The following is a 12,738-nucleotide window of genomic DNA, read 5'->3' on the forward strand; positions in this document are numbered from 1 at the left end:
GAAGGCTGGTAATTCACGGCACAAGGCGAACAATTGGTAAACGTTCGGGGCCCTAAATGAACCGTTCGGGAACTTGTCCATACATGTGCCGTTCTGGCTTGATTCGGCTGCCCCCGGACCGGCAATGTCGTTGCCATGAACAAAGCAACTTCACCCATGCACAGCACCGACGTGGTGATTGTGGGCGCCGGGATCACCGGCCTGGCCCACGCCGCCGAGGCTGTGGCGAGGGGCCTGGCCGTGTGCATCGTGGAGCGAGATTCGCGCGCCGTGGGAGCTTCCATCCGCAATTTTGGGCACTGCTGCGTCACCGCCCAGACGGGCGAGCTGCTGGAGCTGGCACGCACTGCCCGCGAGGGCTGGCTGCGCCACAGCGAACTGGCCGGCTTCTTCTCCGTGGAATCCGGGGCCGTGGCCGTGGCCCGCAACAGCCAGGAAGTGGCCGTCCTCGAGGAAGTGGCTGCCACGCGGGGAGGCGAAGTAAGCCTGATCGGCCCGGCGGCCGTCCGGGCGGAACTCTCCGGCCACGGCGGCGCCGAAATCCTGGGCGGCGCCGTGCTGCGTGATGACATCCGAGTAGACCCGCGGGAGGCCGTGGCCAAGCTGGCTGCCTGGCTGGGGCGCCAGCCGCGCGTGCGCTTCCTCTGGCGCACCTCCTACTTCGGCTCCGGGACGGGCGCAGGGCACGACGCCGGGCCGGGCGCAGGGCAGGGCGCAGGGAACGACGCCGGCGCCTCCTCCGGCGGGCCGGTCACCGTGCACACCTCCCGCGGCCCCATCCGGGCCGGAAAAGTCATTGTCTGCGTGGGCCACGACCTGGACAGGGTCCACCCGGAACTGGCCGAGGAACGCCAGGTGGACCGCTGCGCGCTGCAGATGGCGCTGGTCCGGCCGCCGTCGGGCCTGAATATCACCAGGGCCGTGCTCACCGGAACGTCCATGCTGCGCTACCCCGCCTTCGCCGAAACCAAGGCGGCGCGCGAGCTCAAAAGGGAACTGGCCGCCCGGAACCCGGAACTGCTGGCGATCGACGCCAACGTGATGCTGACCCAGCGCCCCGACGGCACGCTGATCATTGGCGACAGCCACCGCACCGAGGCCACCACGGACCCTTTCCTGTCCGAACAGACCACCGACACGCTGCTCACCGCGGCGGCCCACCTGCTGGGCAGGGGCAACTTCCAGGTGCTCCAGCGCTGGCAGGGCGTGTATGCCTCCAGCCCGCTGCAAAGCTTCCTGGTGGAGCGCCCCGCCGCCCACGTCACGGCCGTGTCCGTCACGTCCGGGATCGGCATGACCATTTCCTTTGGCCTGGCCCGCAAGACCTTTGACCAACTCGAATCCACGCTCTCCACCACCCGCTAAGGACACCCCATGAAAAAGCCCTTCCGCATTCCTTCCGTCATCGCCGCAGCCACGGCCGGCGCCATCCTCCTGGCCGGCTGCGGCGGCACCGCCCCCGGCAGCACGGCCGCCCCCGCGGACAGCAAGTCCGTGACCATCTACAGCGCCGACGGCCTGGGCGACTGGTACACGAAGACCTTTGCCGGCTTCACCAAGGACACGGGCATCAAGGTCAACGTGGTCGAGGCAGGTTCGGGCGAAGTGGTTTCCCGCGCCGAGAAGGAAAAGTCGAACCCCCAGGCGGACCTGCTCATCACCCTCCCGCCCTTCATCCAGCTGGCTGAAAAGTCCGGCCTGCTGCAAAAGAACTCCGCAGACACCAGCGCGGTCCCGGCCGCCTCCAAGTCTGCGGACGGCATGTACGTCTCCGTGGTGAACAACTACCTCTCGATGATCCGCAACACCGCCGCCACGGACAAGCCCGACACCTGGGCGCAGCTGCTGGATCCGAAGTACCAGGGCAAGATCCAGTACTCCACCCCAGGCCAGGCCGGCGACGGCACCGCCGTGCTCCTGCTGCTCCAGCACGTGAAGGGCAAGGACGGCGCGCTGTCCTACCTCAAGGATTTGCAGAAGAACAATGTTGGCCCCAGCGCCTCCACCGGCAAGCTCGGCCCGAAGGTTTCCAAGGGCGAGCTCACCGTCGCCAACAGCGACGTCCAGATGGCCCTGTCCTCCATCCAGGCCGACAAGTCCGCCTTTGAGGTCTTCTTCCCCAAGAACGACGACGGCTCCCGGGTCACGCTGCCCCTCCCCTACGTCATGGGGCTGGCCGCCAAGGCCCCCCACGAGGCCAGCGCCGCCAAGCTGATGGACTACCTGCTCACGAAGCCGGTCCAGGAATCCATCTCCAGCTCCGCACTCGGCCTGCCTGTGCGCTCCGACGTCACACCCACTGATGCCAACTACGCGGCCCTGCAGAAGACCATGGCCGGTGTGACCGTCTGGACGCCGAACTGGACCGAGGTGCTGGCCGGCCTCGACGCCGACGTCAAGGCCTACAACTCCGCCACCGGCCAGTAGCAACCCGCCAACCAGGAGCACCATGTTGTCCACCATGAAGAAGTCCCGCCGCGCCGCACCGGCGGCCGGGCACCCAACGCCCGCGGCCGCCGTCGTGCCTGAAAATGCCGTGGAGCTGCGCGATGTGAGCGTCAGCTACGGCACCACGGTGGCCCTTTCGGGGCTCAGCCTGGCGGTGGCGCGCGGGGAGACTGTGGCGCTGCTGGGGCCCTCCGGGTCCGGGAAATCGACTGCGTTGAAGGCGATTGCCGGCTTTGAACGGCCGTGCTCGGGGCGGGTGCTGCTGGACGGCGTGGACGTCACGGACGCCTCTCCGGCCCGGCGCGGGATCGGCGTGGTGGTGCAGCAGTACGCGCTGTTCCCGCACATGCGCGTGGACGCCAATGTGGCCTATGGGCTCAAGGCGCGTCGCATGCCCAAGCCGGAAATTGCCGCCCGCGTGAAGGTGATGCTGGAGATGGTGGGCATGGAGGGCCACGCCCACAAGCTCCCCCGCCAGCTTTCCGGCGGGCAGCAGCAGCGCGTGGCGATTGCCCGCGCCCTGGCCATCCGGCCGCAGGTGCTGCTGCTGGACGAGCCGCTGTCCGCCCTGGACGCGTCGCTGCGGGCCGAAATGCTCCTGGAACTGCAGGCCCTGCGCGCCGAGCTGCCGGACATTGCCATGGTCTACGTCACGCATGACCAGTCCGAGGCCCTTACCCTGGCGGACAGGATCGCGGTGATGCGCAACGCCCGCCTCGAGGAAATTGGCACGGCCGAACAGCTGTACAGCCGGCCCGCCGGCGCATTCACGGCCAAGTTCCTGGGCGGCGCCTCACTGTTGCCGGCCATCTCCACCACCGTGGTGCCCGACGGCGGCGCAATGGGTTCGGTGCTGGCCGGGGCCCACCGCATGAAGGCCGTGGCACCCTTTGCCGTGAACCCGGGCGGCCGCGTCCTGGTGGCCGTGCGGCCGCACGCGTGGAAGCTCGCGGCGGGGTCCCCGGCTGCTGCCGCCGGCTGGGCCGGGGACGGGGCCGGGGACGGCTACACCGTCAACAGCCTGCCCGGCCGGGTGGAATCCGTGCAGTGGCGCGGCGCCGGCCACCGGCTGCAGGTGGACCTGATCGGGCTGTCCGAACGCGTCACCGTGGACCTGCCCGCCATGTCTGCCGTTCCCGCCCCCGGGGACCTGGTGGTCCTGACGGTGGAGCCCCAGCACGCCGTGCTGGTCCCGGCCGGGGAGCTGTGATGCGCACCGCGGCCGGCCCCCGGGTGACACCCGCCCTGGTGGGATCCGCCGGGGTGGGATCCGCCCGGGTGACGGGGGCACCCAAGGCGGGTCCGGCGTCGAGCTTTCCACACATCCCTGGCAGCTGGCGCAGCTGGCTGTGGCTGGCGGTACCGCTGCTGTTTGTGGCGGTGTTCTTCGCCTACCCGCTGGCGCAAATTGGCGCGCAGTCGTTCCAGGACAAGTACGGCGCCGGCGTGGGGCTGGCGAACTGGCAGTATGAACTCAGTTCCGCGGCCGTGCAGAAGGCCACCGCCGCCACGCTGAAAATTGCGGCGCTGTCCACACTGGGGGCACTGCTCCTGGGCACGTTCATCGCCCTGGCGCTGTCCTTTGTGCCCTTCCGCGGGGCGGGGCTGGTGACGCGGCTCATTGAGACCGTGGTTTCGTTCCCGTCCTTCCTGATTCCGCTGGCCTTCAGCATCCTGTACGGGCGCACCGGCGTGGTCAACTCCGTGCTGGGCCAGTTGGCGCCCGGGCTGCCGGCCCTGAACTTCGTCAATGACGTGCCCGGTGTGGTGCTGGCGGAGGTGGCTTTTTACACCCCGTTTGTGGTGCGGCCCCTGCTCGCCGTGTTTTCCCAGCTCCCTCGCGAACTGCTGGATGTGGCAGGGAGCCTCGGCAGCGGGCCGCTCGCCATAGTCCGGACCGTGATCCTGCCCGCCGGCCTGCCCGCGCTGGCGGCGTCGGCCGGGCTGACGTTCCTGCTGACGATGAACGAGTTCGGCATCATCTTGTTCACCGGCGCCAAGAATGTCATGACGCTGCCCATGCTCATTTACACGCGCAGCATTGTCACCTTTGACATGCCCTCAGCCGCCGTCATTGCCTGCATCCAGGTGGCGCTCTCACTGGGCGTGTACTGCCTGTACCGCTGGACGTACAAAAAACTTTCGGGAGCGAACCATGCTGCTCCACGCTAAATCCGCCCGCCTTGCCACCTGGACCCTGCTGGCCGCCGCCTTGCTGCTGCTGGTGGCCGCGCCTTTGCTGGTGACGTTCATGGCGGCCTTCGCAGGGAGCTGGAACGGGGTGCTGCCCGCGGCGCCCACGCTGCGCCACGTGGCGGGCGCACTGGCCGCGGACAATTTTTCCTCCCTGGTGGTCAGCCTGCAAACTGCCGTATTCGCGAGCCTGCTGGCCGTTCTCCTGGGCACGTGGGCGGCCGTGTGCTCGGCCTCGGCAGCTGCCTCGCCGGGGCTGGCCAGGCTGGCCGACGCCGTCTTCCACCTGCCCGCGGCCGTGCCGTCCGTCGTCGTCGGCCTGGGACTGCTGACCGCCTTCAGCAAGCCGCCCCTGCTGCTGAACGGGACCGTGGCCATAGTGGTGGTGGCCCAATCCATGCTGGTGCTGGCGTTTGCCTACAGCACGGTGTCTGCGGCCGCCCGGGGCCAGGACCCCATGGTGGCCCTGGCCGCGGCGAGCCTGGGGGCGTCGCAGCTGCGTGTGCTCCTGACCGTCCGGCTGCCGCTGCTGCTGCCGGCCATCGCGGCGGCCGCCGGGCTGGCCGTGGCGCTGTGCATGGGCGAACTGGGCGCCACCGTCATGGTGTACCCGGCCAGTTGGCGCACCCTGCCCGTGACCGTTTTCGCGCTGGTGGACCGCGGGGCGCTGTTCGACGCCGCGGCCAACACCCTGGTGCTGCTTGCCGTGACGGTGGCCGTGCTGGCCGTCATTGCGAAATGCCGGGGGAATTCCGCCGTCCGGTAATGCCAGCCGCCAGGGCCTACCGCGCCCGCTCCACGCGTTTTTCGTCCCAGACAGGCGCTTCGGACTCGTACACCTTGCCGTCGGATCCAAACACCAGGAAGCGGTCAAAGGAGCGGGCGAACCAGCGGTCGTGGGTGACGGCCAGGACTGTCCCCTCGAAGGAGTCGATGGCCTTCTCCAGTGCCTCGGCCGAGTGCAGGTCCAGGTTGTCGGTGGGCTCGTCCAGCAGCAGCAGCGTGGCGCCGGAAAGCTCCAGCAGCAAAATCTGGAAGCGGGCCTGCTGGCCGCCGGAGAGGGAATCGTACTTTTGCTCGGAGCTGGAAGCCAGGCCGTAGCGGTCCAGCGCCCCGGCGGCTGCCTCGCGGCCCAGCCCCGAACGGTGCTCGTCGCCGCGGTGCAGGATGTCCAACAGGGTGCGGGTCAAAAGGTCCGGACGGGCATGCGTTTGGGCAAAGAAGCCGGGCCGGATGCGGGCGCCCAGCTTCACTGACCCTTCGTGCGGCACGGGAGCTATGTCGACGTCGGACACGGGCTCGTGTTCCTTGTCCGGATCCGAACCGCCCGCGGCCAGGAGACGGAGGAAGTGGCTCTTGCCGGATCCGTTGGAGCCCAGCACGCCCACGCGGTCGCCGAACCAGATCTCCGCACTGAACGGCTTCATCAGCCCCGTCAGCTCCAGCTTCGTGGCGACGATGGCGCGCTTGGCGGTCCGCCCGCCCTTGAGCCGCATCTTGACGTTTTGCTCAATGGGCAGCGCCTCCGGCGGACCTTTCTCGAGGAATTGAGCCAGCCGTGATTGTGCGGCCTGGTAGCGGTTCGCCATGTCGGAGCGGAACGCCGCCTTGGTCTTGTACATGGTGACGAGTTCCTTGAGCTTGACGTGCTCCTCGTCCCACCGCTTGCGCAGTTCCTCAAATCGGGCGTTGCGGTCTTCGCGCGCCTTCACGTACGACTCAAATCCGCCGCCATGGGTCCAGCTGGAGGCGCCGTTGATGCCCGGTTCCAGGGTGACAATCCTGTCCGCCGCGTTCGCCAGCAGTTCGCGGTCGTGGCTGACAAACAGCACCGACTTGTCCGACTCCGCCATCTTTGCCTCAAGCCAGCGCTTGCCGGGCACGTCCAGGTAGTTGTCCGGCTCATCGAGCAGCAGCAACTCGTCCGGGCCGGAAAACAGCGCCTCGAGGACAAGCCGCTTCTGCTCGCCGCCGCTTAGCGACGCCGCCTTGCGGTACTGCGCGGAGTAGAAGTCCATGCCCATGGCCGCCATGGTGACCTCGTCCCAGGTGGTCTCCATTTCGTAGCCGCCCACGTCGCCCCAGTCGGCAATGGCCTGTGCGTAGGCCATTTGGGAGGGTTCGTCGTCGCGCTCCAGCATGGCTTCCTCTGCCGCATCCACAGCCTTGCCCGCGGCGGCAATGTTGGCCGACGCCACGGAGAGCAGCAGGTCCCGCACGGTGCTTTCGTCGCGGACCTGGCCCACGAACTGGCGCATGACTCCCATGCTGCCGGAGCGTGAAACCGCGCCTTCGTCGGCCTTGATGTCTTGGCAGATGATGCGCAGCAGCGTGGTCTTTCCGGTGCCGTTGGGGCCGATCAGGGCCGTCTTGGTGCCGTCGGAGACGCGAAAGTTCACCCCGTTCAGCAGCTGGCGGCCGTCGGAGAGAAAGTAGTCAATGTTTGCAACGTCAATGTGTCCCACTGCTTAATCCTCCCATCCCCGGGGGCCGCCAATTTTTACAACTACGCCGAGACAGCGGGAGCGCGCCGAGATCCGCAGGACTTCCCATGCGGTCTCGGCCCGGATCCGCTATCTCGGCGGCGGCCGAATGGCGTCCTGCCCATCCACGCTGCCTTGATCTTTTGGACATATCCGGGCCCGTCGGCACCGGGTGCGAGGAACACGTTGATTTGCCCCGTCCACAAGTGTCTGCCGCCGCTGCAGCCAAGCAAATTGGAGACTTGGTTTTGTTTTGTTTCAACAATGTCGCCCGCGGGGATGATGGCAATCATGTCCCGTTCGTTGGCCATCGTGGTGCTCTTGGCGGTGTGCAGGTCCAGGGCAGGGCTTTCGGGTTTTGGGCCCATGGCGCAGCCGGCGGCGAACAGCATCACCAGCAGGGAAAGAAGAAATGTCAAGGCCACGGCGGGATGGCCCGGGAACCGTAAGGCAGGTGCCTGTTCCGGGTCGGCGCCAAGATGCCCATGAGTCATATGTCCCCCTTTGACATCCGCAGCATAACCAGCGCACCCCCCGATGCCGATGGGCAGAACGCCCCATGCGGGAGGGCCCGCCACGTTCACACTCACGCCGAGACAGCGGGAGCGCGCCGAGACCGCATGAGGTTTTCATACGGTCTCGGCACGGACCCGCTGTCTCGGCGCAGCAGGCGACGGACACGCCGTCGTTCCCGGCTTTGACGGGTGCCGCATAGGCCTGCCAGGTGTCGCCGCTGTCGGTGGAGTATTCCACCACGGCAATACCGGGGCCGGAGTCCGTGGCCGTGACGGTGACCGCGCGGGCCGTGGTGTCCGCCCAGGCAGTACGTATCGTTTGAGGGGGCATGCACGCCCAGGCCCTCGGCATTCGTGGTGTATTTCCGGGTTGGCGGCGGTGGCGTGGCTGTTGCGCCGCAGCGATGTGGTGGGGGCCTGGTGCCGTCGGCATAGTTACACGGTCAGTTCCGGCGACGCCCCGGCACCGGCCGCGGCCGCGGCCGATCGCAGGCCTGTCAGGGCAGGGCCGTCCCGGTGGCCGTTGGGGATTCGGTTGCGGCTTCCGTCGCCGCGGGCGTTGGCGTGGCTGCAGGGGCTGCCGTCTCTGCAGCGGTTGGCGTTTGCGTGGTCGGAGCAGTCGGAGCTGGCGTTTCGGGCGGCGGGGTGACCGGGCCCGTTACGGGCGGCGGCGTTTCCGGGGCAGTCGCCTCAGGCGGAGCGGGTTCAGTGCCGGGTGTCGGTGTCGGCGGGCGGTTCGGTGAGGGTGTTGGAGTCGGGGACGGCGACGCCGAGGGCGAGGGCGAGGGCGACGGTGAGGGCTGAGGAGTAGGCGAAGGCGAATGGCTGGGTGCGGGCTTCGCCGTCGTGCTTGGCCTGGTGGTGACAGCCGTTGGCGAGCCTGCCCCGGCCGCCTTGAGGGCCTCAGCCTTCGCCGCCGCGGACGCCTTGGCTGCGGCGGCAGCCTGCTTGTCGAGGACGGCAAACCCCGGCATGGTGAAGTACGTCGACGATGAGCTGCTGGACTGCGGCGTGTGCAAGATGGTGCCCACGGACGGGTTCAGCGCGCTGATCATCTCGCCGTGGCCAACGTAAATTCCGATATGCGACCAATGGTTGGGTCCGTCGGGGTTTTGGACCACAATGTCCCCCGGCTGCGGATTGTTGGTTTCCACCATGGGCAGCCATTGTTCTGTGCGCGGCAGTGCGATGCCGGCCTGGGCGTAGGCCCACTGGACGAATCCGGAGCAGTCCCAGCCTTGGTCAAAGCTGGTGCCTCCCCACACATAACTGTGGCCCAGCCCCGTGTACGCCGCCTGCAGGATCTCCCGCCGAACCGTGGAAATCATGCCCGGCGAATATTCCGGCATGCCGGCAAGCACGGTGCCGGCCGAGCCTGTCCACCCGTGGTTCGTTTTGGACAGGTCAAGGATCAGCGCCGGCTTCGGCTTTTGTGCCTGGATCAGCGTTCTGGCAAAGGTCAGGCTGATGTGCGGGTCCGGGGAAAGGATGGGTGATCCTGGGGCCGGTCCAGGGCCAGTGAATTCGACGGCGACACCGGCCGGCGCCAGAGCCGACGCGGCGGCCGCTGCATCGGCGACCGAATTGTCGGCATAGCCCGCGGCCACGAACCCTCCGGCGGCCAGCACAGTGCAGACGGCCGCCATGCCCAGCTGGTAAGTGCGCCGCCCGCCCTGCGAAAATGACACTGAGACTACCCCTGCTTCATTGCATCCGGTATGGCCGAGCATACGCCGATCGTCCGGCCTGCGGCACCGTTTCAGCCGGGCCGATTTTCAACACTGGGTGCCAGCCATGCCGCACCGGGAACCCTGCGTCCCAAAGGTGATGGAGCGTCGCGCAAAAACCGGCATAAAGTGATGCCGCGTCGGGGAAAAACCCGCATAAAGTGATGGAGCGTCGGAAGGGGTGGGGCTAGGCTCCTGTGCGGATGATGCGGCGCTGCGACGCCACGGAAATGGCTGCCGTGCGGTTGTCCACGCCGAGCTTGTCGTAAATGTGCACCAGGTGCGTCTTGACCGTGGCCTCGGAAATGAACAGCTGCTTGGACATGGCCTTGTTGCTCATCCCCGTGGCCAGCAGCTCCAGCAATTGCACCTCGCGGGCCGAAAGGACGGGCTCGGGGTTGCGGATGCGCCCCAGCAGCCGGGCCGCCACCTCGGGCGCCAGCGCCGTCTGGCCGGCCGCGGCGGACTGCACGGCCGCCCGGATTTGCTCCGGCGGGGCGTCCTTGAGCATGTAGCCGCTGGCCCCCGCTTCGACGGCCGCCAGGATGTCCGCGTCCGTGTCGTACGTGGTCAGGATCAGCACGGGCGGGGCGGAAGGCAGCGCCTTGATGGCCTTCGTGGCCGTGACCCCGTCCATGCCGGCACCCATCTGCAGGTCCATGAGCACCACATCCAGCGGCTCGCCCAGGGTCTGCAGCCGCTGCACTTCCCTGATGGCGGCACCGCCCTCGGGCGCCTCGGCCACCACAATGAACCCCTCAAAGTCCGAAAGCATGGCCCGCAGCCCGGCCCGCACCACAGGGTGGTCATCGACCAGCAAGATCCTAATTTCCGTCATGTCCGCCCTCTTCCTGCACTCCCGCGGCCAGCGGCAGCCGGATGGCCACCACGGTTCCCTCACCCGGTGCCGACTCTATCTCCAAGGTCCCGCTTTGCGCCGCCACGCGCTGCCGCAGCGACACCAGCCCAAACCCGCTCCCGTCCGCCCGCCCGGCCGCGGCGGCAGTCAGCGATGACGGCGCAAAGCCGCGGCCGTCGTCGTACACGTCCAGGGTCACCTCCGTGTCCAGGTACGCCAGGCTGACGACGGCGGTGCCCGCGCGGGCGTGCAGCCAGACGTTGGCGAGGCTCGCCTGGGCGGCGCGGAGCAAGGTCACCCGGTAGGGCTGCGGCAGGTCCACGGGGTCCCCGTCCACCCGGAAGGTGCAGTTGAGGTTGACCCCGCGGGCGGCAGCCTCCAGCTGCGTCTTTTCGCACAATCGGGCCAGCGACTCCACCAGCGAGGTCCCCTCCAGGGCCGGCGAGGAGAGCCCGCGCACAAAGTTGCGGGCCTCGGACAGGTTTTCCGACGCCGTGGCCGCCACCATGGCGATGCTCTCCCGCGTGGACTCGAGATCGCCCGATTCCAGTGAGCGGCCCGCCGCACGCGAGACCAGGATGATGGAGGAAAAGCCCTGGGCCAGGGTGTCGTGGATTTCCCGCGCCAGCCGGGCCCGCTCCGCCAGGACTCCGGATTCATGCTGGGTGGCGGCCAGTTCGGCACGGGTGCGGCGAAGCTCGTCCGCAGCCCGGCGCTGGTTTTCGCCCTCCTGGTACAACAGCCGGTAGGCCTTGGAGGTGACCACGGCAAAGGTGGCGCCAAACACGGGGCCCAGAACGGCGGCAAGCTGCGGTGCCGGGGTGCCGCCGGCCAGCCACTGCGCCGTGACGACACCCGCCGTCATGACCACCACGGCCGCAATCCCGGCCCACCGGGGCAGCAGGTGCAGGTGCAGGAAGAACAGCGGAAAGACAACCCAGGAAAACTCGACGGAGCCGACCAGCAGCACGGCCCACAAGGCCGTGACGATGCCCAGCCACAGGTAGGCCCAGCGGCGAGGGTTGCGGTCCGTGGCGCCGGCGGAGAACCGTTTTTCCGCCACGGTCCCCAGCAGGTACACGGCAGCGAGGACCACGGACAGCCCCAGGTATATGTACCGTTCGGGGCGGTCAAGGTGGACTGTCAGCAGGCGCGTGGCGGCCACGGCCAGCAACAGGGCAAACCCCACGTGCAGCGTCACGCGCAGGAATCGCAGGATGGCGTCACTCGTCACAGGCGGGGCATCCACGGCAGACATGCCACCAGCTTAGGCGGTGCCGGCCCGGGGCGTATCAACCATTTGGTTGAGGGCGGGATCAACCGGCGGGCGGTCCGGAACCATCCAAGGCCCCGATGGATCCGGGCCCGGACCGCGGAAGAGTGGATACCAAGGGAAAACCCAACAGTTTCGAACCACAAGAAAGATACGTGAGCCCCATGTTCCTCGCCATCCGAGACATCCGCTTCGCCAAGGGGCGCTTCGCCCTCATGGGCGGGGTGGTGGCATTGATCAGCCTCCTGCTGGTGCTGCTCTCCGGCCTCACCGCCGGGCTGGGCAACCAGTCCACCTCCGCCATTGCCGAGCTGGGCAAGAGCGCCAACGCCCCGGTCAGCCAGCTGGTGTTTGGGGCCCCGGGGGCAAACGACCCCAAGGTCTCCTTCACCGAAAGCCAGCTCACGCAGGCCCAGGTGTCCGCCTGGGCCGGCCAGCCCGGCGTCGCCTCCGCCGTGCCGCTGGGCATCAGCCAGACCCGCTTCCAGGGTGCCGGCGCCACCAAGGGGACCACCAATGTGGCCGTGTTCGGCGTCGGTGCAGGCGGTGCCGAAGCCGGGATCACGCCGTCGGCCGTCACCGACGGGACAGTGGTGATCGGCTCGGGGGTGGCAAAGGAACTCTCTCTCGCCGTTGGCGATTCCGTCACCCTCGGCGGGACCACGCTGAAGATCTCCGCCGTGGTGGCGGACCAGTGGTACTCGCACACCTCCGTGGTGTGGACCACCCTGCCCACCTGGACCAAGCTGGCCCACCTCAGCGACCCGAAGCAGGTGGCCACCGTGGCGGCCGTGACCTACCGCGACGGCGCCGCGGTTGACACCGGCTCCGCCAACACCGCGGCCGGCACGGTCAGCACCACCCGCAGCGGTTCCTTCGCCGGCTTGGGCGGGTACAAGAGCGAAAACGGATCGCTCATGATGATGCAGGCGTTCCTGTACGGCATCTCCGCCCTGGTGATCGTGGCGTTCCTGACCGTGTGGACCGTCCAGCGCACCCGGGACATTGCCGTGCTCAAGGCCATGGGCGCCTCCGGCAAGTACCTGCTCAAGGATGCGCTGACCCAGGCGGCCATCGTGCTGCTGGCCGGCGCCGCCCTGGGCGGGCTGGTCGGCGTGGCGGGCGGCTTCTTCGCCGCAAAGGCCGCGCCGTTCCTGGTCACCCCGGCCACCACCATCCTGCCCGTGGTCGGCATCGTGGCCCTGGGCCTGGCAGGCGCCGCCCTCGCCGTACGCAAGGT

The 12,738-nt window shown here is 68.2% G+C and carries 11 protein-coding genes; 6 read left to right on the forward strand and 5 right to left on the reverse strand.

The window, feature by feature from the left end:
* Positions 1–135: 135 nt before the first annotated feature.
* From LPN03_RS12205 to LPN03_RS12225, 5 genes are read left to right on the forward strand one after another with little or no spacing between them, the layout of a single operon-like run.
* A complete protein-coding gene (locus tag LPN03_RS12205; protein ID WP_262454409.1) occupies positions 136–1,365 on the forward strand; it encodes a TIGR03364 family FAD-dependent oxidoreductase in 1,230 nt (409 codons plus the stop codon).
* Positions 1,366–1,374: 9 nt separating this feature from the next.
* Positions 1,375–2,427, forward strand: a complete 1,053-nt coding sequence (locus LPN03_RS12210; RefSeq protein WP_262454410.1) for a 2-aminoethylphosphonate ABC transporter substrate-binding protein — start codon at positions 1,375–1,377, stop codon at positions 2,425–2,427.
* A gap of 22 nt (positions 2,428–2,449) precedes the next feature.
* Positions 2,450–3,658, forward strand: a complete 1,209-nt coding sequence (locus LPN03_RS12215; protein WP_262454411.1) for an ABC transporter ATP-binding protein — start codon at positions 2,450–2,452, stop codon at positions 3,656–3,658.
* Entirely contained in the window at positions 3,658–4,620 is a 963-nt protein-coding gene (locus LPN03_RS12220; RefSeq protein ID WP_165183115.1) for a 2-aminoethylphosphonate ABC transporter permease subunit, read from the forward strand. The genes LPN03_RS12215 and LPN03_RS12220 overlap by 1 nt, the downstream gene beginning before the upstream one ends.
* Complete coding sequence (locus LPN03_RS12225; protein ID WP_165183114.1) at positions 4,604–5,407, forward strand: ABC transporter permease subunit; 804 nt, start codon at positions 4,604–4,606, stop codon at positions 5,405–5,407. Before LPN03_RS12220 ends, LPN03_RS12225 begins: the two co-directional genes overlap by 17 nt.
* 16 nt (positions 5,408–5,423) lie before the next feature.
* Here LPN03_RS12225 and LPN03_RS12230 read toward each other — a convergent pair whose 3' ends face one another.
* The 5 genes from LPN03_RS12230 to LPN03_RS12250 all read right to left on the reverse strand — a co-directional run bounded on the left by LPN03_RS12230 (position 5,424) and on the right by LPN03_RS12250 (position 11,483).
* Positions 5,424–7,106, reverse strand: a complete 1,683-nt coding sequence (locus LPN03_RS12230; RefSeq protein ID WP_165183113.1) for an ABC-F family ATP-binding cassette domain-containing protein — start codon at positions 7,104–7,106, stop codon at positions 5,424–5,426.
* Positions 7,107–7,147: 41 nt separating this feature from the next.
* Positions 7,148–7,618, reverse strand: coding sequence for a hypothetical protein (locus tag LPN03_RS12235; protein WP_262454413.1), 471 nt, complete (start codon positions 7,616–7,618; stop codon positions 7,148–7,150).
* A 518-nt stretch (positions 7,619–8,136) separates the two neighbouring features.
* The gene (locus LPN03_RS12240; protein ID WP_262454414.1) at positions 8,137–9,327 is read right to left on the reverse strand and encodes a C40 family peptidase; all 1,191 of its coding nucleotides are present in this window, start codon (positions 9,325–9,327) and stop codon (positions 8,137–8,139) included.
* A 226-nt stretch (positions 9,328–9,553) separates the two neighbouring features.
* Positions 9,554–10,204 (reverse strand): response regulator, encoded by a 651-nt coding sequence (locus tag LPN03_RS12245; protein ID WP_262454415.1) that lies wholly within the window; start codon positions 10,202–10,204, stop codon positions 9,554–9,556.
* Complete coding sequence (locus tag LPN03_RS12250; RefSeq protein WP_262454416.1) at positions 10,191–11,483, reverse strand: sensor histidine kinase; 1,293 nt, start codon at positions 11,481–11,483, stop codon at positions 10,191–10,193. The genes LPN03_RS12245 and LPN03_RS12250 overlap by 14 nt, the downstream gene beginning before the upstream one ends.
* Before the next feature lie 179 nt (positions 11,484–11,662).
* Here LPN03_RS12250 and LPN03_RS12255 point away from each other — a divergent pair.
* The coding region (locus LPN03_RS12255; protein ID WP_262454418.1) for an ABC transporter permease at positions 11,663–12,738 on the forward strand (1,076 nt) is incomplete at its 3' end.

This window comes from Arthrobacter sp. A2-55, assembly GCF_025548615.1.
GTDB classification, from domain to species: Bacteria; Actinomycetota; Actinomycetes; order Actinomycetales; family Micrococcaceae; genus Specibacter; species Specibacter silviterrae.